29 protein-coding genes and 1 pseudogene are annotated in these 25,786 nt (G+C 36.0%); 8 read left to right on the top strand and 22 right to left on the bottom strand.

Annotated features, from left to right (window positions below):
• Positions 1–14 precede the first annotated feature (14 nt).
• Positions 15–614: a TetR/AcrR family transcriptional regulator C-terminal domain-containing protein gene (locus tag ACQKIH_RS11945; RefSeq protein WP_427766248.1), complete on the bottom strand. Its 600-nt coding sequence runs from the start codon at positions 612–614 to the stop codon at positions 15–17.
• A gap of 184 nt (positions 615–798) precedes the next feature.
• Here ACQKIH_RS11945 and ACQKIH_RS11940 point away from each other — a divergent pair, with 184 nt between their 5' ends.
• The 3 genes from ACQKIH_RS11940 to ACQKIH_RS11930 are packed head-to-tail and all read left to right on the top strand — an operon-like array spanning position 799 to position 3,393.
• Entirely contained in the window at positions 799–1,728 is a 930-nt protein-coding gene (locus ACQKIH_RS11940; RefSeq protein WP_427766245.1) for an ABC transporter ATP-binding protein, read from the top strand.
• Positions 1,719–2,615 carry an ABC transporter ATP-binding protein gene (locus ACQKIH_RS11935; RefSeq protein ID WP_427766243.1) on the top strand — a complete coding sequence of 299 codons (897 nt, stop codon included), beginning with the start codon at positions 1,719–1,721 and terminating at the stop codon, positions 2,613–2,615. The genes ACQKIH_RS11940 and ACQKIH_RS11935 overlap by 10 nt, the downstream gene beginning before the upstream one ends.
• Entirely contained in the window at positions 2,608–3,393 is a 786-nt protein-coding gene (locus tag ACQKIH_RS11930; protein ID WP_427766240.1) for an ABC transporter permease subunit, read from the top strand. Before ACQKIH_RS11935 ends, ACQKIH_RS11930 begins: the two co-directional genes overlap by 8 nt.
• 133 nt (positions 3,394–3,526) lie before the next feature.
• Here ACQKIH_RS11930 and ACQKIH_RS11925 read toward each other — a convergent pair whose 3' ends face one another.
• From ACQKIH_RS11925 to ACQKIH_RS11880, 10 genes are all read right to left on the bottom strand, one after another.
• A complete protein-coding gene (locus ACQKIH_RS11925) occupies positions 3,527–4,084 on the bottom strand; it encodes a cysteine hydrolase family protein (protein ID WP_427766237.1) in 558 nt (185 codons plus the stop codon).
• A gap of 71 nt (positions 4,085–4,155) precedes the next feature.
• Entirely contained in the window at positions 4,156–5,121 is a 966-nt protein-coding gene (locus tag ACQKIH_RS11920) for a S66 family peptidase (protein WP_427766234.1), read from the bottom strand.
• A gap of 190 nt (positions 5,122–5,311) precedes the next feature.
• Positions 5,312–6,529, bottom strand: coding sequence for a translocation protein TolB (locus ACQKIH_RS11915; protein ID WP_427766231.1), 1,218 nt, complete (start codon positions 6,527–6,529; stop codon positions 5,312–5,314).
• A gap of 102 nt (positions 6,530–6,631) precedes the next feature.
• Entirely contained in the window at positions 6,632–7,243 is a 612-nt protein-coding gene (locus tag ACQKIH_RS11910; RefSeq protein WP_427766228.1) for a histidine phosphatase family protein, read from the bottom strand.
• A gap of 199 nt (positions 7,244–7,442) precedes the next feature.
• On the bottom strand, positions 7,443–9,101 hold the full coding sequence (locus tag ACQKIH_RS11905) for a DUF4179 domain-containing protein (RefSeq protein ID WP_427766226.1): 1,659 nt from the start codon (positions 9,099–9,101) through the stop codon (positions 7,443–7,445).
• Positions 9,088–9,621: an RNA polymerase sigma factor gene (locus ACQKIH_RS11900; RefSeq protein WP_427766224.1), complete on the bottom strand. Its 534-nt coding sequence runs from the start codon at positions 9,619–9,621 to the stop codon at positions 9,088–9,090. The genes ACQKIH_RS11905 and ACQKIH_RS11900 overlap by 14 nt, the downstream gene beginning before the upstream one ends.
• Positions 9,622–9,792: 171 nt before the next feature.
• Positions 9,793–10,671 (bottom strand): ABC transporter permease, encoded by an 879-nt coding sequence (locus ACQKIH_RS11895; protein WP_427766222.1) that lies wholly within the window; start codon positions 10,669–10,671, stop codon positions 9,793–9,795.
• Positions 10,671–11,588 carry an ABC transporter ATP-binding protein gene (locus ACQKIH_RS11890; protein WP_427766220.1) on the bottom strand — a complete coding sequence of 306 codons (918 nt, stop codon included), beginning with the start codon at positions 11,586–11,588 and terminating at the stop codon, positions 10,671–10,673. The genes ACQKIH_RS11895 and ACQKIH_RS11890 overlap by 1 nt, the downstream gene beginning before the upstream one ends.
• Entirely contained in the window at positions 11,585–12,007 is a 423-nt protein-coding gene (locus ACQKIH_RS11885; protein WP_057986147.1) for a DUF3021 domain-containing protein, read from the bottom strand. Before ACQKIH_RS11885 ends, ACQKIH_RS11890 begins: the two co-directional genes overlap by 4 nt.
• 1 nt (position 12,008) lies before the next feature.
• Positions 12,009–12,461: a LytTR family DNA-binding domain-containing protein gene (locus ACQKIH_RS11880; protein WP_057986148.1), complete on the bottom strand. Its 453-nt coding sequence runs from the start codon at positions 12,459–12,461 to the stop codon at positions 12,009–12,011.
• A gap of 340 nt (positions 12,462–12,801) precedes the next feature.
• Here ACQKIH_RS11880 and ACQKIH_RS11875 point away from each other — a divergent pair, with 340 nt between their 5' ends.
• Positions 12,802–13,335 carry a GNAT family N-acetyltransferase gene (locus ACQKIH_RS11875; protein ID WP_427766215.1) on the top strand — a complete coding sequence of 178 codons (534 nt, stop codon included), beginning with the start codon at positions 12,802–12,804 and terminating at the stop codon, positions 13,333–13,335.
• Between the two features lie 65 nt (positions 13,336–13,400).
• Here the strand turns inward: ACQKIH_RS11875 and ACQKIH_RS11870 are convergent, their stop codons facing one another.
• The 6 genes from ACQKIH_RS11870 to ACQKIH_RS11845 all read right to left on the bottom strand — a co-directional run bounded on the left by ACQKIH_RS11870 (position 13,401) and on the right by ACQKIH_RS11845 (position 18,629).
• Positions 13,401–13,898, bottom strand: coding sequence for a hypothetical protein (locus ACQKIH_RS11870; RefSeq protein WP_057986152.1), 498 nt, complete (start codon positions 13,896–13,898; stop codon positions 13,401–13,403).
• Between the two features lie 2 nt (positions 13,899–13,900).
• Positions 13,901–14,104: a helix-turn-helix transcriptional regulator gene (locus tag ACQKIH_RS11865; protein ID WP_057986153.1), complete on the bottom strand. Its 204-nt coding sequence runs from the start codon at positions 14,102–14,104 to the stop codon at positions 13,901–13,903.
• 268 nt (positions 14,105–14,372) lie between these two features.
• Complete coding sequence (locus ACQKIH_RS11860) at positions 14,373–15,683, bottom strand: hypothetical protein (RefSeq protein WP_427766212.1); 1,311 nt, start codon at positions 15,681–15,683, stop codon at positions 14,373–14,375.
• A gap of 17 nt (positions 15,684–15,700) precedes the next feature.
• Positions 15,701–16,492 carry an ABC transporter ATP-binding protein gene (locus ACQKIH_RS11855; RefSeq protein ID WP_057986157.1) on the bottom strand — a complete coding sequence of 264 codons (792 nt, stop codon included), beginning with the start codon at positions 16,490–16,492 and terminating at the stop codon, positions 15,701–15,703.
• Positions 16,485–17,498 (bottom strand): FecCD family ABC transporter permease, encoded by a 1,014-nt coding sequence (locus ACQKIH_RS11850; RefSeq protein ID WP_427766208.1) that lies wholly within the window; start codon positions 17,496–17,498, stop codon positions 16,485–16,487. The genes ACQKIH_RS11855 and ACQKIH_RS11850 overlap by 8 nt, the downstream gene beginning before the upstream one ends.
• A gap of 12 nt (positions 17,499–17,510) precedes the next feature.
• Positions 17,511–18,629, bottom strand: a complete 1,119-nt coding sequence (locus ACQKIH_RS11845) for an ABC transporter substrate-binding protein (RefSeq protein ID WP_427766205.1) — start codon at positions 18,627–18,629, stop codon at positions 17,511–17,513.
• A gap of 309 nt (positions 18,630–18,938) precedes the next feature.
• Here ACQKIH_RS11845 and trpB point away from each other — a divergent pair, with 309 nt between their 5' ends.
• Entirely contained in the window at positions 18,939–20,126 is a 1,188-nt protein-coding gene (gene trpB, locus ACQKIH_RS11840) for a tryptophan synthase subunit beta (RefSeq protein WP_427766202.1), read from the top strand.
• Positions 20,127–20,260: 134 nt separating this feature from the next.
• Here trpB and ACQKIH_RS11835 read toward each other — a convergent pair whose 3' ends face one another.
• Positions 20,261–20,749, bottom strand: coding sequence for a VOC family protein (locus ACQKIH_RS11835; RefSeq protein WP_427766199.1), 489 nt, complete (start codon positions 20,747–20,749; stop codon positions 20,261–20,263).
• Between the two features lie 29 nt (positions 20,750–20,778).
• Positions 20,779–21,147 (bottom strand): winged helix-turn-helix transcriptional regulator, encoded by a 369-nt coding sequence (locus ACQKIH_RS11830; protein WP_427766196.1) that lies wholly within the window; start codon positions 21,145–21,147, stop codon positions 20,779–20,781.
• A gap of 253 nt (positions 21,148–21,400) precedes the next feature.
• Here ACQKIH_RS11830 and ACQKIH_RS11825 point away from each other — a divergent pair, with 253 nt between their 5' ends.
• From ACQKIH_RS11825 to ACQKIH_RS11815, 3 genes are all read left to right on the top strand, one after another.
• Entirely contained in the window at positions 21,401–22,120 is a 720-nt protein-coding gene (locus ACQKIH_RS11825; RefSeq protein WP_427766194.1) for a 3-ketoacyl-ACP reductase, read from the top strand.
• A gap of 168 nt (positions 22,121–22,288) precedes the next feature.
• The gene (locus ACQKIH_RS11820; RefSeq protein WP_427766191.1) at positions 22,289–23,224 is read left to right on the top strand and encodes an IS30 family transposase; all 936 of its coding nucleotides are present in this window, start codon (positions 22,289–22,291) and stop codon (positions 23,222–23,224) included.
• 148 nt (positions 23,225–23,372) lie between these two features.
• A complete protein-coding gene (locus tag ACQKIH_RS11815) occupies positions 23,373–23,561 on the top strand; it encodes a hypothetical protein (protein ID WP_427766188.1) in 189 nt (62 codons plus the stop codon).
• 91 nt (positions 23,562–23,652) lie between these two features.
• On the opposite strand, the gene ACQKIH_RS11810 is transcribed toward ACQKIH_RS11815, so the two are convergent.
• From ACQKIH_RS11810 to ACQKIH_RS11800, 3 genes and pseudogenes are all read right to left on the bottom strand, one after another.
• On the bottom strand, positions 23,653–24,327 hold the full coding sequence (locus ACQKIH_RS11810) for a hypothetical protein (RefSeq protein ID WP_057986173.1): 675 nt from the start codon (positions 24,325–24,327) through the stop codon (positions 23,653–23,655).
• 188 nt (positions 24,328–24,515) lie between these two features.
• The gene (locus tag ACQKIH_RS11805; protein ID WP_427766186.1) at positions 24,516–25,538 is read right to left on the bottom strand and encodes an LCP family protein; all 1,023 of its coding nucleotides are present in this window, start codon (positions 25,536–25,538) and stop codon (positions 24,516–24,518) included.
• Positions 25,528–25,692: pseudogene (locus ACQKIH_RS11800) on the bottom strand (sigma factor-like helix-turn-helix DNA-binding protein); the annotation flags it as partial. The pseudogene ACQKIH_RS11800 and the gene ACQKIH_RS11805, both read right to left, overlap by 11 nt.
• Positions 25,693–25,786 lie beyond the last annotated feature (94 nt).

Here is a 25,786-nt window from a genome sequence, read left to right as displayed (position 1 = left end):
CCATTTTTACTTAGTTAATTGAAGGAGTGAGGTATACCAAATGCCTTTAACGGTCCTTTGAAAAAAATATCAATGACCATTTGAGCTAATTGTTCCGGCGTTTGTTCCATATCAGATTGAAGCCAGTATTGAATGACACTAATAACTGTAGAACTTGCAAACACAGGAATAAAATCAACAGGATATAAAAATTGATGATCCGATACGATAGATGGTGCATTATTTTTGAACATATAAGCAAATGTATTTTTTAAGCGATCTTGGAAGGAAAAGAATCCTCTCGTCTTTAATAAAATAGAAAGTAATTCCTTTTCTTCTTGCAAACAATATAATAAATGAACAACTGTTGGATATCGCGTTTGGAGAAATTTATCCACTGTATCAATATCCTTTAAATACGCCAATGCAACAGATTCAAGCTTTTCAAAAAGCTCTTGTTCATACTTTTCGAGCATGTCGTATTTATCTAAATAATGTAGATAAAAAGTTCCACGATTAATATTTGCCCGTTTGGTAATATCTAAAACGGTGATTACTTCAAAATCTTTCTCTTCTATCAGTGAAAGGAGTGCATTTCGTATTTCTTTTCTTGTTTTCACAACACGTCGATCCATAGTCTCCTCCTAGTTATTCAACAGATGAAGATTAACTGTTGATTAATCAACACATCAAATCAATTTGCACATAGCATAATCATTTCAAATATTTTATACTCTAATTAAAATTTATACAACACAGTGTTCAGAAAGAATTAATTGTTATAAAACCGGGTACGTAGGCATTGAAAGGAGTGATTAAATGACAGTCATTTCAATACAGCATGTCACAAAAGATTATGGGCATGGGCGAGGAATTTTTGATGTTTCATTTCATGTTAAGAAAGGGATTGTATATGGCTTTCTGGGTCCAAATGGGGCTGGGAAAACGACGGCTATTCGTCACATTATGGGCTTTTCAAAACCGCAACAAGGCGTCGTAACTGTTAATGGGCTCGATAGCTGGAATAATGCAAGCACGATCCAAGAAACGCTCGGCTATTTACCCGGTGAAGTCGCATTGCCAGAACATTTAACTGGTGAGCAATTCATTCAAATGATGATGGATTTAAGAAAAATAAAAGATGATACACATTGTAAAAAATTAATGGATTTCTTTGAGCTGGATGCTTCGGGCAAGGTAAAGCGTATGTCACTTGGTATGAAAAGAAAATTAGCAATTGTGACGGCATTCATGCATGACCCGGATATCCTCGTTCTCGATGAGCCAACAAGCGGTTTGGACCCAATTATGCAGCAACGTTTTATCGATTTCATAAAGGATGAAAAGAGGCGTGGCAAAACCATTTTACTTTCCAGTCACATTTTTACTGAAGTTGATGCTACTTGTGATGAAATTTCGATTATTAAAGAAGGCCATATCATTTCTTCATTTAACAAACAAGAGTTACTAAACATGACGGAAAAAGTCTTTCATCTCACAGTCGAAAACACGAAAGATTATACGCAGCTCATACAGATGATTGAATCGGATATAACTTTCCAACTTATCTCAAAAAATGAACAAATAAATGAACTGCAAATTAGCTGTTATCCAAGTGATTTATCTAAGCTCATCAAACGAATAGCTGACTTTCCTCTATTAAGTTTCAGCGAAGTGCCATTTAGTTTGGAAAAACACTTCATGGAATTTTATGATCGACGTGTGGGAGGGGAATTACCATGGCAATAATCGAACTACAAAATGTCACAAAAGATTACGGAAATAATCGAGGCATTTTTACAATCAATCTTTCTATTAAACCTGGTGAAGCATTTGGGTTTATCGGTACGAACGGGGCAGGGAAGACAACGACAATACGCCATTTGATGGGGTTTTTAAAACCGCACACCGGCACAGTAAAAATTAATAACTTGGATGCGTGGAAAAATGCTGCTGAAATTAAGCAGTCGGTTGGCTACATCCCTGGAGAAATCGCATTTCCGGATGTCTCCACTGGTTGGAATTTCATTCACCAACAAGCCGCGCTTTTACAGCTAACAGATTTAAGCTATGCAAATGAATTGGTAAATCGGCTTCAGCTTGACCCGTCCGCAAATATTAAACGGATGTCAAAGGGAATGAAACAAAAAACAGCCATTGTTGTCGCGTTGATGGCTGACTTGCCCATTCTAATTTTAGATGAGCCAACAACTGGACTGGATCCTCTAATGCGTGCGGAGTTTATACAAATTATAAAAGAGGAAAAAGCAAAGGGCAAAACGATTTTTATGTCGAGCCATATGTTTGAGGAAATCGAGGAAACTTGTGATAATGTGGCGATGATTAAGGACGGCAAAATTCATACGATCACACCTATTTCAACAATTACAGCAAATAAAACACAGCAGTTTATTATCGAATTTAGCAATGAACAGGACTGTACCCGCTTTATGCAGGAAAAGTTCCCTTCTATCCGTGTGAACCTTGCAACGGCTTCCGTCACTGTCGAAAATAATACATTGAATGAATTTTTAACGATTTTATCTATGTATTCGTTCAATAATTTAACCGAACAAAAACATACGCTTCAAGAATATTTCTATCAATTATATGCAGGAGGTCCTTCCCATGATTAATGGTACGATTTTCAAACAAACGTTGCGTGCGAATATAAAGCTTTGGTTCATTTTCACACTTGTTTTAACTTTATTACAAGTCGTTATGGTTTCTGTATTCGATGATCGTATGATAACAGACATTGGTCATATGGTGGAAGGCACACCGCTCGCTGTTTTTTTTGGGCAAACGACATTACTAAGCATGCTCGCTTCAACATTTTATGCAATCCATGGTGTTATTTTTCCAATCATTTATATCATTATGACAGCAAATAGTTTAATTGCTGCTCAAGTTGATCGCGGCTCTATGGCTTACTTATTGTCCACACCAACAAAACGTTCGACAATTATTGTAACGCAAGCTACTTACTTAATTATCGCCTTAGTTGTGATGTTCTGTATCGAAACAGCGGCAGGCTTTTTAACACTTCAAGTTTTCCAATCAGATGTGGACGTTGCGGTTGCTGACTATATGATGCTAAATGTCGGTTTATTTTTATTAATGTTTGCCATTAGCGGCATTTCGTTCTTTTTCTCAAGCCTTTGCAATTTATCGAAAAACTCGCTAGCTTTTGGCGCTGGTATTCCTCTCGCCTTTTTCTTATTTCAGCTACTAAGTTCTGTTGATAACAGTCTTGATGTACTTCGCTATTTCACAATGAATGCATTATTTGATACTGCGGCTATTTTAGAAGGTGAAAATTATTGGTGGAAGTTTGGCATTCTTTTAGGTATTGGCATTGTGCTTTATATTGCGAGTTTGGAAGTGTTTAAACGAAAGGATTTGCCGCTTTGAGTTTTAGGAATTCGGGTTTACTAAAAAATAGCGATGCTTCTGCAAAAACTGCGGATGCATCGCTATTTGATTTTCCTATTAATATTCTATACCGAGTGAAAAACCTAAGAAGTGTTCTCTCTTAAACGTTCTTTCACCTATAAGTATCGTGTGTCGGATTAAACAAATCTTCCTTAGAACCTCTAACAATCGAAAAATTGTCGACGTTATAATGACCATGTAAAGTAACATTGTGATGATCTATAATTTGCTTTGGTTCTAACACGTTATTCCCTTTAGTGGAATGTCCATCAGATACTAGCGTCACATCAATTCCATTAATAGTTGCCGTTCTAACAGCACTATCTATACAATGCTGCGTTTCACAACCTGAAATGACTATGTGGTTTATATTTTGATTCTTCAAATGTTCTAAAAGACCCGTACCATAAAACGAATTTGTCGCTGACTTATTAAAAAACTTTGAGCCTACAGGAATTATGATTTCATTATGTATTTCAAAACCGCTCCCTTTCCCTTCAGCAACATCTAAATCTCTAACAAATATTATTTCTATATTAGATTTAACTGCTTGCCCAATGACATCATTAATAATTTTAATTAACTGCCCCTTATTATAAATAGGGCTCTCCTGTTCATTTCCATCAATTAGTTCTTGTTGTGCATCAATAATTAATAAAGACTGATTCAAATTGTTATCCCCTTTCAATAATGGCGGTCTACCATAATTTCGAATATAGTGACGACCTAGTCGAATTTACATTAAAACTTAATCATTTCAAACTTCATTCCATTTGAATCGATACGAACTGTTCCACCAATAGGCAGCGTTGCAATCGGTTGTGTATGACCAAAATCGATATCGTAAAATACAGGAATGTCTTTTAGTTGTGGATGCTTATCTAAAATAAAATGAATTTGTTCTTCTGTCACCTTTGATACTCGTTGGAATCGGCCAATTAATAATCCCCTTAACCCTTTTGTCACTTGTAACAAGGAAGTTAAATCTCTTGCAAACAATTCTGGCGTTATTAATTCATCATCTTCTACAAATAAAATACAATTATTTAATTCGGGCATATATTCCGTGCCCTGCAAAAGATTCAATGTACATAAATTTCCGCCAAAAAGTTCACCTGTCGCCTCGCCTTCCGAATAGACTTTCCATTTTGATTCTTCGTACAGTCGATTGTCTTGATCTAAAAACCATAAATCATCGCTCCATTTAGATGAAGGCACTACTTCATAAGCCTCTTCATTCATCAAACATTTTTTAAAGTGAGTTGTTTGATAATCTTGCATTCCTGTCATTTGAAAACTCGAAAAATGTGGTCCTGAATATGTAATGAAATCACACTTAGCAGTAATAGCTGTGGTAAGTGCTGTTATATCACTAAACCCACATAAAATTTTTGGGTTTGCCCTTACTAATTCATAATCGATATAAGGGAGCAGCTCGTTACTGTTAAACCCACCAATGACCGTCAAAATTCCTTTTACATTTTTATCTGCAAAAGCTTCATGCAAATCTTCAACTCGTTGTTCAATCGAAGAGGAACTTTGTAAATCACAAACCCCTACATACTTCCCAAACGTTACTTTAAAACCTAAATCCTCTAGTCGACTTTTTGCGAGTTGAATCCCTTCATCCGATAATATTTTCAAACTGCGACTCGGTGCTATCACTCGAATTTCATCACCTTGTTTTAACTTTGCTGGCATGTTCACTTTTCATTCTCCTTTCATTTCTTTATCAATTTACGTTTCCCCTTTAGTTATAATCTATTTTTGCTATTTTACCATATTTAGGTATTATATATACAAAAAACTATAACAACATCTTTAATTGCAAAAAAAGGAACTGTAATTACAGCCCCCCTCATGCATTAATTATATATATACTCCGAGATTGTTCTCGTTATTTTTTATAGAAAAACGTCGGTGCCATGTCTACATTTTTTAACCATCGATGTTCTTGGCCACCTATATTATCTTTAACCCAAACATCCCCCGTGTTTTCTTTATCAGATGTTCGATACCATGTAATCGTTGAACCAATCACTTGAGGAAAATTATCTATTTTATTGTTCTTTGGAAAGGTAAGCTGCTTTTGTTCTCCTGTATTAATATTAATTAAATAGAGCGCTGTATTCATACTTGGAACTGGTCCCTCATTCCACGCTTTGTTTTCTTTTGCCCGCGCAACAATTATTTCATCTGGAGAAAGCCATTCTAAATCAAGGTCAACATATCCTTTTGGTGTGTATTCTTTAGGTTTATTTGGTAAAGGAATATCTGCAACAGCTACATTTTTGTTTTCAACATAAAATCTCCCTTCCCCCGATATGAATGCTAGTTGATTTTTTGTAGGAGACCACTTGATCCAATTTTCATTCCCAAGCATTTTTCCTATAACCTGAAAATCAGTACCTACTGAAGAAAGGACAGATAGTGTATTGCTATCAGCGGACCAAGATGCAGTTGGTGTTAATAAGAAACTAACCCATTTGCCATCCGGACTCCACTTAAAATATTGTGCATCGATCGCAAACAAGTCATTGGTGTTTGTTTGGACGGTGTAAAAAGGCTTTATTTTACTCGAATCAAGATTTGCATCTACGGGCACTGTAAATAGACGTACTGGTTCCCATCCAGTAGGAAGCAAATTGGATTCCGATGAAACGATAAACTCTTTTCCGTTCGGGAACCATTCAAAATCACTCACACCTAAAGATACATTTTCAAAACCGTGTGGACGCCCATTCTTTGTTTTTGTAACATTTAAGACACCACCCGAATTGTATGCGAGTTGATTGGATGTTGGCGACCATTTATAATCGCTTGTTTCAATTGAGATATATGGCAAATAGTTTTCTTTTTTCTTTAAGTCATAAATAAACAAGTTCTCGTTTTTGCCACTTTTGTCACCTGCAGTATACGCAATAAATTGACCATCTTTTGACCACTGTGGATTAGAAACATACGTACCTTTTGTAAGCTGTGTTTCTTTATCACCATCCTTCATCCACAGCTGATGATCTCGTATAAAGGCAGCTTTAAGTGGAACTTCAGCAGATGCACCTATTGAAAAACTAAAGCTCATAAATAGTAGTAATAATAAAATCCGAATTGCCATTTATCACACCTCCTACTTATAAGTTATCCTTACGAATGATATATATTCATCCCTTACAGAGAGCAGTCGTTGGTAACATATTCTTTTGTTCTTAACTATTCTTCAATAAAACTCATCATACTCCGAACAATATCTTTCTATTTGCTTATCTGTTAGTTTAAAAAATGTATTTTGAGATACTTCCAGAACTAACGCTTGATCCTGTGCTAAATCTTGAAATACGCCTCTTATTATTCTTCCCGTAAGTCCATGAGACATCACGATTACTTTTTCTTTATTTCGAATAGATTGTAACCAATCAGATACTCTCTCGACAACTGAGTCATAGCTCTCACCATTAGGAGAATTAAAATACCAATTGAAGCTATTAGTATTTTCCAGAAGTTCTGGCCAAGACATTTCGATTTCTTTTATCGTTAAACCCGCCCATTTACCAACAGAAACTTCTTTTAATCGGTCATCCTTTATCACTTTGCTTTTGTCGATACCTAAAACATCACATAGTATATTCATACTTTGTTCGGCTCTTCCTAAAGGACTAGAAATAAACGTCCATTCTTCAGGTTTTTCTATAAGCATTTTTAATAACTTTGCATTCTTCGTTACTTGTTCAATACCATCTGGTGTTAAAGCTGAATCAATTTCTCCTTGATAACGCCCTTTTAAATTTAATTCAGTTTCTCCATGTCTAAATAAGTAAATAATTTGTTTCAAATGCGTTTCCCCCAATAGTAAATAAGCTATCTACTTTTTACTTACATTTAATTTTAAGAATAACATCCCGTGAACAAAAACATCCGTTCGCTTATTTCGATTATAAGCAAACGGATTCGAGTTGTAAAAATATTTCAGCAACTATTCAATTGGTTCTTCATCGTAATCAGAAATGAAAATCTATTACATTGCCGACTCTTTACTCAAGCACAGCCTTAAGCGGAACTCGTAGTACATCATCGTGATCATGGGTTGTATAATTCGAAATGAAAATGTCGAGCTCGGTCTTGTCAAAATTCTCATACACGTCCATTCTTTTATTATTCTCACTGCCAAATATCCCCTGAATAGCGGGCATTCCATATTGTCGCTCTCTACCGTCGAGATAATAGGTTTGAACAACTCCACCGAATATTGTGTCTGAACTTAAAGATTCCACATAGAGGTTATTATCCTTCATATAATAAGTCCATGAAATCGGATATCCCGCAATATGGGTTGTTAAACTTTGAGGTTCCGCTGATATATCCGTCAAACGTATCGGATTGTTGTCGCCTTCAGCTTCATTGATACGGTGCTTGGCGATAAACGTCATCGGTTGATTTGCTAAGGACATCGCATCAATCCCAGCAATTTCAAAGCGTAGTTCCATCTCGTTAGGACCCATCCTTTTATCTAGATCTAGCATATACCCAGGTAACAGAGTTCCCCCTATATCCAGTTGATAATCTGTGTAAGGGAAAGTGTAATATCTACCTCTACCTTCAATGATGAGGCGAACTTGAGTTGGTGTTACCGTCATCTCGCGAATTTTTCTTTCCATCGGCATATTGTCCATTGGAATATTTAATACTTCTTTAAATGATGCATTTTTCAATTGGTTTTTTTCTAAATTTAAATTTATATTCCAAATGCCATTAGTAGTTTCTAGTGTTTGATCATAAGTTAACTGAAATTTAGCATTTTCTGCACGTAAGCTGTCCGTTTTAAATACTTGCTGGGTTAAGTATTCTCCTTTTGCTCCAGGGGTTCCAGAAATGGAGATTCCAGCTTTTTCAATCGGTTGATTCATGTCATCCATTACTTCAATATGGGTCCAACTTTCACTTGCCATTTTATTATCTGTAAACATGATGGATGTTCGAAGGAGTGTTTTTTCTTCAGGTTGCTCAAAAGCTTGCAATGTCACACTATCAATTCCATCCTGCTGAATTTTGAAAAACTGCGTATCGGAATTGTTAGGATCATAGTTAATTGGTCGACTTGTATCGCCTATGAACTTAATATTCTCTATCACAAACTCAACATTCGTAGTCTTCTCTTTCGCTATCCAGTCCGTTTCAAAAAAACCTTGGAACACACCGAGTTCATCGTTCCACTCGTGCACATAATTCCCTTCAATTAAATTACCATTTTGATCTTTCAATCCAATTTGTTCAAATCTAATACCCTTTCCACTCCATGACGCATTAGGTTTTATGCTATACAATAAAAACGTTCGATTATCATCTATAGATGCTGTATGCACGGTTAGCGTAATATCGTTCTTTGTTATGGATTGCTCGATTGTTTGTCCAAATCCTTGTTCTAATGCTGTCTGAATCCCTTCTCTATAGGAAAGTATGTTGGACCAGTCATAAGTTAGTGCTCCATAAACAGGTGTCGCCAATAATGCAACGGTTAAACCCGCTATTAAAGCAAATCGTTTTCGTTTTCGAGGAACAATTACAACTGGTTTGCCTCCATTTGTTTTCAATTCATCCTGCTGAATATCGTTCCACATTTGATCAAAATCTGGATAAGATATATTATCCGAGTTCTTCATTTCATTTTTAATCTTCTTTTCAAAGCGTTCCAAATTGATTCTCCCCCTTCAACCATGAGTTGTTATTCGATTCAAGCTTTTTACGCAAAATCTTCAATGCCTTATGAAGCCTCGACTTCACTGTGCCTACAGGTATTGTTAAAATTTCAGCGATTTCCACCATCGATAACTCACCGATATAGCGGAGGGTAACAACGGCCATTAATTTATCTGGAAGTTGCTTCAAAAGTTCCTCCCATTCCGCTGCAACAGTCTTCTCTAATAGGATTGTGTCTACCGATTTAATTGTTGCCGTAGTTTGTTCATGGGACCATTGAATCTGCTCCTGTTTTTCACGCTGGGTTTGATTCTTTTTCAGTAAATTTAAGCAATGATTCATCGCAATGCGCATAATCCATGCCCGTGTATGCTCAACATCTTTCCAATCTTGACGAAAAATCGTGATAAACACGTCATGGCAAATATCCTCTGCATCTTGTTTGTTCCGCAGCATGTAATAGCAGGTGCGGTATACGTCTTTGTTATATGCATCGAATAATTCTCGTTCGGTCAATTCGAGGCACCCCTTTCTTCACGTTATACATTATAAACAAGTGACTCTTGGAAAAGGTTCACTATTTTTTAAATATAGGGAAATACTGTGGATGAAAGTCATTATTTAGATAACCGTTTATATACAAAATAAGACCGCCCATCACAGAGCGACCTTATTTTTTATATATAATTATTTATATTTTCTCTTTTTAAATAGAAGGATGGATAACGCTGCAAGTACGATTGTTGTTCCTACTATAATAAGTAAACTCGTTGAAGAAGCTAGTAAATTGCCATTCATTTCATAAACGACGCCAAAGTTGATTTTATATTCTTCTACTAGTTTGTTTGGAGCACCCGCAAAAACCGTTTGAATCGAATTTTGCATAAATGCCTCGCGTAAAAGAACTGTTGTGTGACTGATAGGAAAATACATAATTAGATTTTGTGCAAAACTAGGCAATACACCAAAAGGAACATACACACCACAGAGAAAGCCTATTAATGTTCCAACAAATGTAGTTAATGTCGAATACGCATTTTGCGAGTGAACAAATAATACAAGAAACATATTCAATGTACTTGCTAGTAAGACAGATAATATTAATAGTCCTATTACTTTCATCATTTCCGTAACATTTAATAGCTGACCACCTGTTGCAACAATAAAAACTTCGCATGCAATAAAGGCTATGAATGAAAGGATAAATCCGATGATAAAAGCATTTAATACATAACTAAGTTGAATTTTTGCTCTAGAAATAGGTGCAGTCAAAAAATCGGCTGCGGATTTAGATTCAAGATCCTGTATAGCGATTCCAAATGCACCAAGTGTCGTTGTAACAGCAATCATTGATAATAAACCCGCAACTAACCATTCATTTACCATTGTTATTGTTTCTGGAGTAGCTTTTGTCACCTGTTCGATGGCATCAACTTGCATCTTTTGTAGAAAGATACCGTATAAAGCAATCACAATGATGATAGATAATAATGAAAAGAATACTTGTGTTTTATCTCTGCGAAACATTTTATTATTCCTAGCTACTAAACTAATTAATGCTTCCATTAAACCGCCTCTCCTACATGCATAATATGAATAAATACGTCATCCATCGTGCCTTTAATTACCTCAAATGATGCGAGCAATGGTTCAACTTGTTTTAATACTGTCAAAGCATGCATAGTAGAAGTAACTCGAATCGAATAAATACCGTTTCGCACAGTAAAGGTTAACTCATTTTGTTGTAGCCACTTTTCCCCTTCAGCTATATTTTGAAAAACAACTTCTAGCTGGTCATAGGCATACTTTGTTTTTAATGCATCCGGTGTCCCTTCAGCAACAATTTCTCCATTTTTTAAAATAACAATCTGATTTGCAACGGCTGCTTCCTCCATATAATGTGTTGTTAAAAACACCGTCATATTTGTCTCCTGTTGCAATCTTTTTATGGCCTGCCAAACAAATTGGCGCGTTTGAGGATCTAACCCAGTAGTGGGCTCATCTAAAAATAAAATCCCGGGGCGATGAATTAATGCTCTTGCAATATCAGCCCGTCTCCTTTGACCACCTGATAATGCACTGTATTTTTTCTGTTCAATATCAGCCAATTGTAAATAGGTAGAAACAAATTGATAGTTTTGCTGTAATTGATCTTTCGATAAACTATACATTTTCCCTCGATGTAAAATATTTTCCTGAACAGTTAATTTATCATCTAACAAGCTTTGTTGAAAAACAACGCCGATTGACTTTCGAATGTTCGCCTGATTATTTTCATCTACATCATAGCCATTAATACGAACCGTACCACTCGTTTTTTGCAATAATGTACATAAAATTTCGATCGTAGTAGATTTACCAGCACCGTTTGTTCCTAAAAATGCAAAGAGCGTACCTTCTTCAACTGTAAATGAAATTCCTTTTACAGCTTTATGCTGACCATATGCTTTGTGCAAATTTTCCACCTGTATAATGCTCTTCATTTCAGTTCACCACGTCTCTTTTTAATCGTTTGATTCAGTTCATCTATATCTTTTTTTATTAAGTTTTGTATAACCCACCAAGTACCAATGTAAATGATAATTGTAGCGATCAGTACAACTATAATTGTCGATACATTCGAAACATCATACCAATTTCCAAAATACCCCGCAGTGAATACACAAAATAAAATCCCTAAAATGTGCACTAATAATTGACCTATAAATGGAATTCGTTCAACTTCGAAAATTTGCGATATAACGCTAATTGCTATCCCCAATACGATTGCGATAATGACTTCTTCTACTAATTGCTGTCCAGTCATGACTTCATTAGATGCGAAAATACTTAATGACATGATGATATAAGAGCAACTTAGTGAAATGAGTACACTAATTATTAAAATACGAAAATATCGCATGTTAGTACCCCCTTCCAATTCCTAATTGTACTTTCAATTCTTTTAAATATTTCCGGCTAATATGGATTGAAACACCATTATCTAAAAGAACTTGTGTCGTTCCAATCGTCGCTAATTGAATTGAGGCAATTTTATTCAGGTTAATCAATGTCGATTTATTCACACGAACAAAATCCTTCGCAAATTGTTCTTCAAGCTCATACAATTTCTTCTTTGCCTCAAACTCCTGCTCCTCTGTTTGTAAGTAAACTTTGGGTCCATCCGCATAGATTGAATAAATTTCATCGATCTTGAGCATGTGGATTTCTTGTTTTAAATAACCGTCAATCATCTTTGAAACTTGTGTTGATCGTAATTGCCTCATCAATTGCTCAATTTGCTCATTGTATTCTTTTGCATGAATATGAATTTCAGTTTCTTCAAGCTCATTGTTAATTACTAAGTGAATTTTCATCCGAGCATTCCCCCATTACCATAACTTTACCATATCCATTTCCTAACAATGTAAATTCTGTGACAAGAGGTTTTTTTAATTAGATAAGAGGCATCTCTTGCTTCATATGTGGTTATTTATGCTACGTTCACTATAAGGTTTGTAATGAAATGTACTTTAACCACAGGCGTATTTGCCGTAATAAAGGAAAGTTAAAATAAAATGATAGGCTTATGCGGATGTATTAAAACGTATGATTTAAAGGTTGAAAGTTGAATTAAGAAAGTGGATAATGCAATATGGTAAGTATGATTTAAAAAATAAATATAAAGAAATTTATTAAAATAATTGGAGACTACACATGGAAATTTTAATTAGGTCAGAGCGCACGGAAGAGTATAGCACGACTGAAGAAGTTATTAGAAAAGCTTTCTTAGATGAAGAATATAGCGATCAAAAAGAACACCTACTCGTAAATCGAATTAGACAATCAGATGCATTTATTCCTGAACTTTCATTAGTAGCAATAGATCAAGACAATGAAATCATTGGTCACATTCTTTTATCTAAAATTACAATTGTAAATGGAGAAAACATTGCAGATTCTTTAGCACTTGCCCCAGTTTGTGTTGCACCTGAGCATCAGAAAAAAGGTATTGGCAGCCAATTAATTCAGGAAGCATTAAAGATGGCAAAAGAGCTTGGTTATCAATCGGTCATTGTTTTAGGACATAAAGATTACTATCCAAAGTTCGGCTTTAAACAAGCTAGTAGCTGGAATATACGGGCGCCATTTGAAGTACCTTCTGAAGTTTTTATGTCTTTAGAATTAGCTGAAAACTCGCTTAAAAATGTACAAGGTGTCGTCCATTATTCAGACGCATTTTCACAGTAAAATTTTAAAGAGGTTGTTCCTAAAATTGTTTTCAACATTTCAGGGACAACCTCTTTAATAGAAGTTTATTCAATATTCTTTTGTACCGGTTTTATTCTAGTAGCCAGTGCAACAGTAGTCAGTGCAACTACATTAGGCAAAATACTCCACAATAAAAATAGCCAGTTACCTGTCACAATAGAGAGGACTGTAAATAAAGTAAATGAACAAGCAACGACAATCCAGGCAATTGCCACACGAGAAAGTTGTTTAGATGGGGAAACGGTCATATTGATTGTCAAAATCATCCCGATTATTGCCCAACTGCCTAAGTGTATTAATAAAATAAGAGCTAAAACCATTGCCGCGCTTAATTCAACCCCAAACATGATGAGTGAAAAGAAAATATAAATTGCTCCTAATGTCGCATACCATGCATACGATCTTGCCCTTTGCCAAATATGATAATATAACTCATCTAACCCTCTGTTCTCTCTAGCCTTTTTTCGTCCAAACCACCAGCCAAGAAGCCCGCAAAGCATCCCTCCGTATAATCCAATCATGCCACCGATAGAAATTTCCATAATTACATTCCCTCCTCTTCGAATATAAACACTTCTTCAATCGTGCAGTTGAAAACCTTGGAAATGTTGTATGCAAGCTCAATAGATGGATTGAATTTCCCCGATTCAATTGCAATGATCGACTGCCTTGAAACACCAACTTGTTTAGACAATTCTTCCTGTGTAATCTGCTTCACTTTCCTTAATTCACGAATTCGGTTTTTCATAGTTCCTCCTAACTTAATGTAAAGTAAACTGTACATTCCTTAATAAGTAAAGCTTACTTTACATCAATTCCCATGTCAAGTAAGCTTTACAATCTAATTTTATTTTGAATAAAATTCGATAAAAGAACATTGATTTCACAATAGAAAAAACCCGCGTATTTTGAACAAAGATTGATCAAAATTCGTGGGTTAAGTCCTGATAATTCATGTAGAATTCTAAATAGATTGCTAATAGATAAAAAACGCCTAAAAAAGTTAAATGTATAAATTATCCTTGTACTTGCACTCCAGCAAATGGCACAACTGCTTTGCGATATTTCATTAGCCCTACACAAATGTCACGAACAAGGCATTCTTTATGTTCTCCATGATCAGGATAACGCACCATATTATCACCGTTATGTACGAACACCTTTCCACCACTACCATCTAATGAAGGATATTGCCATATATAATCCGATGAGTATTTTGCATTTTCCGCCCCTATAGATGTGAGACCTAAAGCATAATCAGGTAATTCAGTAAATCCTCTTGAATACTGACCTACTATACCGCTCCAACCATCAAAGTCATCTGGCATATTCTTAAAAAATTCAAATGGATCATTTTCTACCTTTACTTTTAAATTAGTATATGGCACTGGAGGTACAGTTCGGAATGGCTTTAAAAATGGAAGCCAGCATATAGCCACTTCAATATTTAGTATTAGTTGTCCGCCATTTTTAACATAGTCCATAATTTTATCCGAATATTGTTGCATTAATATTTGGTCACAAATACTAGGGATATAGATGATGTCACATTCCCAAACTTCATCTGGAATAGGACGTACACCGAAGTAGTCTATTTGCCCGTTAGTACCTTTAAAGGTATTCGATAGGAATGGACGAGTATTCTCCGAGTCTATCCCCGTTGTTTGTAAATAAGCCACTTTAAACGGTTTTATGTTATTTCTATCAATACCAAGCTCGTTATTAATCCAAGGGTAAAACTCTTGAAGCAGTTTCGTAGTTACTGGCATAAATCGTTGACCGTTATGACTATGTGGGTCTAGTGTTGTGATAAAAACTCTACCCCCACCTTCTAAATCCTTAAAATCAACGATAACTGACTCATCCGTATCTTCTACTGCAAGCAATGTTGTCCCTTTATGATTGCCCTTGAATGCCCCATGCCAGTGCCATCGTAAATGCTCAGGCTTCATATATTCAAAAAAGGAGTGATTTGTATTTTCCGGAACAAACAGCTCTATTTTACCATCTGGCTTAGTCCACCAAAGCCAATCCTTTATTTTTGAATTGACGCATTCTATATTTACAACATCTAAAAGTTGATCAACATGGTTAAGTGCAAAAATTAAGAGAAAGCCTCCATTTTTAACATAATTGTTAAGTTGTTTTTTATGCGGAAGAATGCGGTCACTTTGACAATGACAAGAAAGAATTACTGCATCAAATTCTTCTAGGTTAAAGTTAGGAAGGTCATCCGCATAAATTAATTGATCCATGTAATGAGCATAATCCCAATAGCTTATTAACTGCGCGCTTGTTCCTGTTGTAACATAAGCGATTTTTTTCATTTTTACACCTCACCTCATTAAAATTTGTGTAGATCTATTGGTAATATTGCTGAATAAGATTTCTCTGCATGTTCATACGACAATATTTCAGAATTAATACCAAAATAATCTCTTAAATTTTTTGTGTTAACAACATTTTCAGTTTTATCGAAAATATACCCCTCTTTACCTAAAAGCAATGTTGATTGTGCTATACGAAAAGCATGATGCGGGAAATGTGTATTTATTATAATAGAATATTCACCTAGTCCATTTAACTCTTCGATAATATTCAATATTTTTAGTTGATTTCGCAAGTCTAGATGAGACTCAGGCTCGTCCATTATTAGTATTTTAGGGTTCTTGATAAGGGCTCTTGCTATTAAAACCATTTGTAGCTCGCCACCGCTCATTTTGTTGCAGTTTTGTTCACTCAAATGCTCAATACCTAACTTTTTTAATTGCTCATAAGCTTTGTCGTAATCCTCCTTTTTAGGGAGTTTCCCCATTTTTACATGTGGAGATAAACCCATCACGGTCATTTCAAGCCCTGTAAATCCAAATGCCATTCTTTTAGATTGTGGAACATAGGCTACTAGTTTCCAATACTTACTTGCAGACATTTGTTTAATAGATTCATCATTTATTAAAATATTCCCTGATTTATATTCTAAAAATCCCAATAAGCATTTTACAAATGTTGTCTTTCCAATCCCGTTTGCTCCTAAAATAGCCAATGTTTCTCCTTTTTTTACGTTAAAGGATAAATCTTCAAAGATCTGTCTATCTGAGTTAGGGTATTGAAAATTAAGGTTTTCCACTTTAATCATCCCAAATTCCTCCTGTTCTTCTTAGCAGATATATAAAGAACGGCACACCAAGTAGTGAGCTTAAAATAGATAGTGGAATTTCTGAACCTGTTAGAGACCTTGCGAGTGTATCTGTAATCAGCATAAATATAGCTCCCATAATCATAGAGGCAGGTAATAAATGCTTATTGTCTGTTCCTACTATCATTCGAGTAAAATGCGGTATAATAAGCCCTACAAAACTAATAACACCCGCAATAGATACGATTGCCGCAACAATAACCGTTGTGAAAAATATGATAACTATACGCATTCTTTTTACATTTACGCCTAAGGAAATTGCCTCTTCCTCATCTAAAGAAAGTAGATTTAACTGCCATCTGTATTTATATAAGAAAATTAAAGAAATCAAAATACTAGGCATAGTTCTAATAATCGTTTCCTTAGACGGACTAGCAAGCGATCCCATTAACCAAAAGGTGATAGCAGGAAGTTCATTTCTTGCATCTGCAAAATACTTTAACAAGGAAACTCCCGAACCGAATACGGAGCTTGTTATAACTCCCGCAAGAACTAGCATAAGAACTGTAATACGCCCACGTCTTCTTGCGATTTTATACGTAAGGTACATCGCTAAAAATCCAAACAGTACGGCCAAAGTCTGAATACCAAACGTTGTACCGATTGTTAAAATTCCTAGTGCTGCTCCAAAGCTTGCTCCAGATGAGACGCCTAAAATATGTTCACTTACAAGCGGGTTTCCAAAAATCGCCTGCAATGCAGCACCAGCAGCTGCAATGCCCGCTCCTACAACTACAGCTAATAGTACACGAGGAATTCTAACTTCTTGTACAACTACTGGAATCGTAGCGTCTGAGAAAGACGTTGGGTTTATTAGTGAATAAAAAACATCTAATGGAGAAATTGTATATCTTCCTATACAAATCGCAGCTATCATTAATACAGTCAATGTAATAGAGGATAATATGTAAAAGTTCTTTTGAATTTTTCGTCTGTCTTTTACCATTATAGCCCCTCCTTACTGCATGAACATTTCAAAGTATTTACTATTTTTGTTTTCCTCAACATTTAAAATTTTATCAATATCTTCTTCAGTTACGTCGACATTATATAGCAGTTTATAATCGTCACGTACTTGCTTACGCATATCAAAATCTTTAAATTTGTCGGGATTCGCTAAAGAAGCATAGAAGTACCAGCTAATTCCTGGATTATCAAGTAATGACGCTGTAGGACTTTTGTAAACTCTTTTTTCTTTAACTGCTGTCAAATTTTTAAGGACAGGATGATTATAGAAAAAGTCGGGTGTAATATCCGATGCCCACTCTCCAATAACGATCATATCTGGATTCCATTCAAGCAAGGTCTCTGCATTTATATCAGCACCTGTGTCAGTGATATTACCTTTTGTATAGGCAACATTTTCCACTTTATGCACAGCAGTGTGAGGGAGTTCTGTTCCCCAAACATTGATTTGATTTTCATTCATATGACTTACAAAAACGTGATTTTGTTGCTCTTCTTCTGTTAGATTTTCAGTTACCTTAAGAACAGCTTGTTTTGTTTTGTCATGGTGTGCAAAAACCGTTTCTACTCTATCTTGCATTCCTAGAGCCTCACCATATAATGTATATCTTTCAATATCATCTTCATAAGTACCCCAGTTTAAAGCAACAACATCAATACCAACATCTTCAAGTGGTTTAATTGAAGCCTCTCTCGATTTCCATTGATAAACAACATCAGGAGCCATAGTTAAAACTTCCTCAACATTTGGCATATCTCCTTCTGCATCAACGATGTTAGAATTCACCTCTAAAAGTTCAGGATAATATTTTGCAACAACACCACCTGCAATATTCGAATCTTGATCGCTTTTTCTCATACCTAAGAAAGGCTCAGTTGATTGAGTTATTGAGAATACCTCAGTTCCCTCATTTGGAAACAGCACGAAATTTTTTGCATATCCGTCCTCAAGAACAACGTCTTTACCCCTACCGTCAACAATAGTTACTGCTGCACTGCCTTCAGATTCACTTTCCTTACTCTTCTGGTCACCATCAGCACTTTGGCAACCGACTAAACTTAATGCCACAATCCCTACTATACTAGGCAATATTAATTTATATTTACTCATTTCTTTCCTCCTCTAATATCCTAAAATATCGTATCCTAACTGAGAATGATTGTCAATATCAATTAGGTGGGTATAATACCCAGTAACTATTAGATGAAATAACTAAATAACTTGATACGTATAAAAGGATTTCTAACTTCAACAACTGCTACATTTGAGATAAAAAAACGACCCACTTTTCATGGATTGAGAATTTTAAAATCGGTATAAATGTAATATTTTAACTAATTTTGTCTATATAGAATATAGAAATCTTTTTAAGAATATAAATACACTATATCGTTTATTAGAAAAGGAGACTTGATTAGTATGAGTTTAGAACAAAAAGTAGAACAACAAGAGGGTTTTTTTGGAGAGTTCGGTGGTAGTTTCGTACCTCCTGCATTACAAAACGTATTAAATGTCTTAACGGAGCAATTCAACCATTATAAAGACGACGAGGAATTTGTAGCAGAATACAAGTATTATCTGAAAGAGTTTGTAGGTCGAGAAAATCCACTGACTTTTGCGGCCAATTTAACGGAAAAGTTAGGTGGTGCAAAAATTTATTTAAAACGTGAGGATCTAAACCATACAGGCGCTCATAAAATCAATAACGTAATCGGACAAATCTTACTTGCAAAACGTATGGGAGCTACGCGTATTATTGCAGAGACAGGGGCTGGACAACATGGTGTTGCGACTGCGACTGCATGTGCATTATTCGGTATCCCTTGTACGATTTATATGGGGAAATTAGATACAGAACGACAAGCCTTAAACGTATTCCGTATGGAGTTGTTAGGGGCAACGGTAGTAGCAGTTGATAAAGGGCAAGGTCGCTTGAAAGATGCAGTAGATGAAGCCTTAGACGACTTAGTGGAAAACTATGAAAATACGTTTTATTTAATGGGTTCAGTAGTTGGACCACACCCATTTCCAACGATGGTGAAGCATTTCCAATCTATCATTAGTGAGGAATCAAAACGCCAAATTCTCGAAAAGGAAGGCCAGTTGCCAACAGCAGTGATTGCATGTACAGGTGGTGGAAGTAATGCTATAGGTGCGTTTGCCCATTACCTTGCAGAGGAAAAAATACGCTTAATCGGTGTTGAGCCAGCAGAAGCTCCTTCATTAACAGAAGGTGTTCCAGCGGTCATTCATGGCTTTAAATGTTTGACGCTTTTAGATGAAGAAGGAAATCCCCAACCAACGTATTCCATTGCAGCCGGGTTGGATTATCCTGGGGTTGGTCCTGAACATTCTCATTTAAAAGTAACTGGTCGAGCAGAATATGTAACGGTGACAGGAGCTGAAACACTTGCTGCTTTCCAAGTACTTTCTCAAAGCGAAGGGATTATTCCAGCACTTGAGAGCGCCCATGCCATTGCGTACACATTGAAATTAGCCCCTACATTATCGAAAGACGACATACTAATCGTCAACTTATCGGGACGTGGGGATAAAGACGTTGAACAAGTTTTTGAAATGCTTTCAGAGCAAAATAAAGAGGTGTAAAATAAAAGAATTATACAGGTATATCAAATTTGACTCTGCCCTTAACAGAAGGATTTCGTGTTTTATTGCTACCGATATTTTGATTAAGAAAAACCTCGATCTACGTCCAATAGATCGAGGTTTCCTTAATATCTTTATTTGATTTCCTCAGCCAGCTCCAAAATAATTCCTTCAGGGCCACGAACGAAGCACAATTTCTGAACATTTTCGTAGTTTTGTATCTCACCAATAAGCTCTGCACCGTTCTTTGTCATTTTGGTAACAATGGCTTCAATATCTTCAACGGCAAAAGCAATATGCCGAATTCCAAGAGTATTTGCTAAAGGATGCTGTATACCATTTTCATTTGAAGGCGTATGAAATTTAACTAGTTCTATATTTGTGCTACCATCTGGCGTTCGCAAAACTACTAGTTCTATATTTGCGTCAATATCTGACGTTCGCAACAGTCCATCTTCCTCTTTAACATCTTGAAGCCCGATTATCCGCTCCATCCGCTTCACCCATTCGCCTTCAATTTTTCCTTGCCCTAGTATTTCAAGACCAAAATTAAGGAAAAATGCTTTCACGGCAGGAAGATCATTGACGGTTATACCTATATGATCTATTCTATGGATTTTCATATTTTATACCACCCTTTAAATTAGATGTTCTATCTCTCTTGTTTAATTTGATCTATTCGGTTTTTCCCCCATTCATACATCATCTCAACGATTGGTAATAACGTCATCCCAAGCTCAGTCATTGAATATTCGACTTTGGGAGGAACTTCTGGAATCACTTCTCTATGGACAATCCCGTCTTCAATCAGTTCACGTAATTGATTTGATAATATTTTATGAGATATTTTCGGGAAAAGCTTTTGAAGTTCGCTAAATCGATGCGTCCCTTCTACACCTAAATGCCACAAAATAACAACTTTCCATTTTCCACTAATAATCGATAAGGTAAGTTCTTTTTCACAATGATAATCTTGATTTAATATTCTTTCTTGAATCTCTTTTCTTAATGTATCCGACATGGACATTTACTCCTTTACTTATAGTAGTAACCATTTGGTAACCTCCGCACAAAAAAGTGCGTTCTTCACAAGAGTGCAAACTGTAGCTAGAATGAAGTTAGTCTTAAAGACGAATCATTTCGGAGTAAAACAGCGTAATTAATTATGTGATCAGAACAGGTTTATCAAACGCACCTTACTCAATTATTTTTTTAGTTTATTACACATTATTTCATATAATAATAAATCTATCTTATCTAAAGGAGCAAAAAATATGCAAACAATTACAGGAAAAGTGGCATTAATTACAGGAGCAGGGCGTGGAATTGGGTGTGCAACAGCAATAGCTTTTGCACAAGAAGGTGTTCACGTAGGCCTTGTTGGACGTACGTTTGAAAATTTACAACAAGTTGCAGAGGAGCTTAAACAGTATAATGTAAAGGTAGCAATGGCGGCTGCAAATGTAGCGGATTTAGACTCTATCACAGCAGCAGTTGAATCAATCCGAGGCGAGCTTGGTGCGATCGATATTTTAGTAAATAATGCCGGCATTTCAAAATTCGGTAGCTTCATGGACTTAACGCCTGAAGAATGGACAAATATTATCGATGTCAACGTAAAAGGGGTTTACTACACAACACGTGCAGTATTACCGGAAATGATCGAGCGTAACACAGGCGATATTATTAATATCTCATCAACTGCTGGTCAAAAAGGTGCACCAATTACAAGTGCATACTCAGCTTCAAAAGCTGCAGTTATCGGACTAAGCGAGTCATTAATGCTTGAAGTACGTAAGAAAAACATTCGCGTTACAACATTAACACCGAGTACCGTTGCAACTGATATGGCTGTCGAGCTCAATTTAACAGACGGCAATCCAGAAAAAGTGATGCAAGCAGAAAATTTAGCAGACTTAATGGTTGCACAGCTAAAACTTCATCCACGTGTTGTATTAAAACATGCGGGACTTTGGTCGACAAACCCTTCATAGAACGAATCGAAATATCAAGACGCTATCCAATGTATTTTGGATGGCGTCTTTTTTTTTTTAGATGAATTGTAATATTAAGCGCAACACTTTGAAGACAAAATAAAAGAAGCCCATAACGACCTCGTATAAAATGTAGTTACCACACCAACATTTAAAGGAGAAATCGTTATGAGCTATACTCATCTTACCATATCTGAACGCGCTAAAATAGAAACCTATCTTGAATTAGGTTATTCCAAACGAAAAATTGCGAAGCAGCTAAAACGCAGTCCCTCGACCATTTCAAGAGAGCTGAATCGCCATACAAATTGGTCAGCCGAAGTAGCACACAATCACTATCAAACGAATAAAAAGAACTGTGGTGCGAAGCTAAAACTAACACCAGATTTAAAAGAAGCTGTTCAAAAAAAGTTGGGCGAAACGTGGTCACCTGAACAGATTGTCGGCCGCTTGTATCAGGGGAAACTGAGCTTTAAAAGCATCTACCGTTGGATTTATAACGGCTTATTAGAAATGCCTTTAACAGTTCTTCGCCAAAAAGGAAAACGCCAGAAACCTCGTGAAACAAGAGGGCGTTTCAATATTGGTACGCCCATTTCAAAACGTCCAAAAGAAGTCCGTAAACGTGAAAAATTTGGACATTGGGAGTTAGATACAGTCGTTTCTGGACGTGGACAAGCTAAAGGTTGCGTGGCTACATTTATTGAACGTAAAACCCGCTGGTACACAGGTATTTTGATTCCAGACCGTTCCGCAAACTCAATGGAAACAGCCGTCAAACAGTTACACCAACAATTGCCCAAAGGTGCAATCCAAACGGCGACAACCGATCGTGGAAAAGAATTTAGCTGTTACAACGTGCTTGAAAAAGAACTAAACATCCAAGTCTATTTTGCGAATGCTTATTCTTCCTGGCAACGTGGAAGTAATGAAAACGGAAACGGCTTACTGCGCGAGTTCTTCCCTAAGAAAACAAATTTCGATCATGTGACACTAGATGATATGAACCAAGCACTCCATTTCATTAACAATCGGCCAAGGAAATGCCTTGGCTGGAAAACTGCATACGAGGCGTTTCGGGAAGAACTGTTGCACTTAATTTGACAAACGGTCTTTAGAATAAGAAGCGCTAATCGCGATTTTGTCATGTTTAAAAAAGATTTTAAAATTACTCTGAAGAAATAAGCCATTTCATATACGTTTCACAATGCGCATGTAATCTAAGGATACAAAAACAAGGAGGTAATTTATTATGATGATGACTAAGGTATTTACAGGGGTTTTATCGGCAGGTCTTTTAGCAGTTGGTGTAGGTGGTGCTTTTGCGGCAAATGATAATGTAGATAAACAAGCAGTTGATAACAAATATTTTACGCATACTGAAGTACAGCACGGCCAAACATTTTATGGGTATGAACATCGTGCTCCTTCCATTGGTTGATCCAGGTTACGTAAACCTGATTTCGCCAAAGGTTGGAGCTCTTTTTTAGCGTTTCATGAGGCTATAACTTAATTCCGAAGTCCCGATTTATTCAATTGCTTTTAATAAAAAACTTTGAAATCTTCTTTGTAAATTCTTCATATGAAGAATGCTTCCCCTGCTCGTTATACAACTTTCGAATCGTTTCTACTAACCACAACGGAACGGAATTTCCATCTATTAAATGATAGTATTGCTCATATCCCTTTTTTAAATGCTCCCACCTGAAATCATTACCTGGAAGTGCATATTCAGAGACATCAATTATTTTGGCTCTGCCATTTTGTAATAATATATTTTTCAAATGAATATCACGTGGGTTTAAGCCCTTCTCCCGAGCATATTCCCTTGCTTCTTCCACCTCATTTACAACTGTTTCTGGAATGTGTATACCTTGTACTAGGCAGTCAAAGAGCGTTTTTCCCTCTTCGTAACTTAATACGAGGAAATCATCATATGAGGCAAAACATGTTGGAAAGAAAGGTGAAACCCCTAATATTTCATAAACATTCGCTTCAACTTTTACTTTATTTACTTTGTCCTTGGCATAAACTTTAAACGCATATGCTGGTGTGGAAATAGACTGAAAAACAGCCGCATCTGTCCCAACACCGATACACTTCAAATCATTAGGGACTTCACTTATCGTTACAGACTTGTTATTTTTATTTGAAGAAACATTAATTTTTGAAAGAGAGTCTATCGCTTTGTCCCAATCATTTTCCATATAAACTCTCCCTTCATTTGTTTGTGATAAAAATTTGATTTTCTTATCGTTTTTTCATTTTATCACCAAATGATTACTTCAACTATTTTGCGCCACTAGTTTTAGTATATTTCTTCACAACTTCAATAATGCTAGACAACAAAAAATCATCTTTCCATTAAGAAATCCCTAGGAAAGATGATTTTATTTTAATTAAATGTGGTTAACTCTTTTGTAACAGAATTTAAAAAATCCTCCTCAAATCGGTAAAAGTGTTTGCCAGTTGTACTACTTAATGGTATGTGATCTGCTATCATTCCATCACTTAAAGAAACTGATTTGATAGAATCCATTTTGATTTGATTGTCTAATAACGAATCAAGCGATACATTGGCTTCTATTTGAGTAAACAGTTCTTTTAATTGTCCTGGTGAAATTTCATCTTTTGTTTTATTCATAACAGCATTCATTAAATTTAATAGGTCCTCTTCATCCAAACCGATTCCCTCTTTCACTGTAGCAGCCATCATTAAGGCCACAACTTCTTCGCCATTCAAACGTTTCTGCCCTTTTTCAAAATCAAATGCCACTTGTGTTATCGCTCTTACTCGCATATCTTCCGGCAATTCGTACTCAATCCCATTCACCGAATCAATTAGCGTTGAAAAGGTTTCTAAATCGATCACGGTATAATAATCAATTGGCAAATCTAATAGTTTTGAAACGGCTGTTCTTACACTTTCTGCACCACCAAAATTATATGCAAATAATAATTTATCGTATTCAATAGTCCCATCATCGTTATCCGCTACCGGCACATACGAGGCATTAGGGAGCGATGCAACTTTCATTATCTTTTTATCTTTACTATAAGTAAGTAGAAGATTTAGATAGGCTCGATCATCCATCTCCTTCGACTTCACCGTAATTAAAGTAGTAGAAATATCAGCTTCTTCAACTATTTGTCCATTTGCATTACCGCTGTTCGGTTCGTTATTCAAGGTTCCAGGGAGAACGGATGGCATAAACAAAAATAAACATAAGCCTACTATTAATAAAGACACGGTTACGGGTGCCAGCTTTTTCACAAAAATAAGTTGCTGCTTTCGTTTATGAGGTTCCTTATCTATTTTACGAATCTGTTCAAAGACTTTATGACGATCCTCTTTCGTAAATTGTAGTTCTTGGTCCGACTCATTAGAAAATGCATCTTTTAATCGCTTATCTTCCATCAAGTTCTGCCTCCTTTATCATCGGCTCTAACCTTTGTTTTGCTCTTCTCAATCTAGTTTTCACTGTATTCACTGGAATATCTAACACTTTGGCGATTTCTTCTGTCGTTAATGAATTATAGTAGTATAGATAAACCACTTCCCGATACACTTTTGAAGTGACCCCTTAAAGTTAGACACGGTTATTTCAGGCAGCTAATTGGGTATGAGTTCGATAGTGTATCGGGCTCATGCCTTTTAATTTTGCC

Origin of the sequence: Solibacillus cecembensis, assembly GCF_050272495.1 — a bacterium.
Lineage (GTDB): Bacteria > Bacillota > Bacilli > Bacillales_A > Planococcaceae > Solibacillus > Solibacillus cecembensis.
This window is presented reverse-complemented; position numbering and strand designations above follow the sequence as displayed.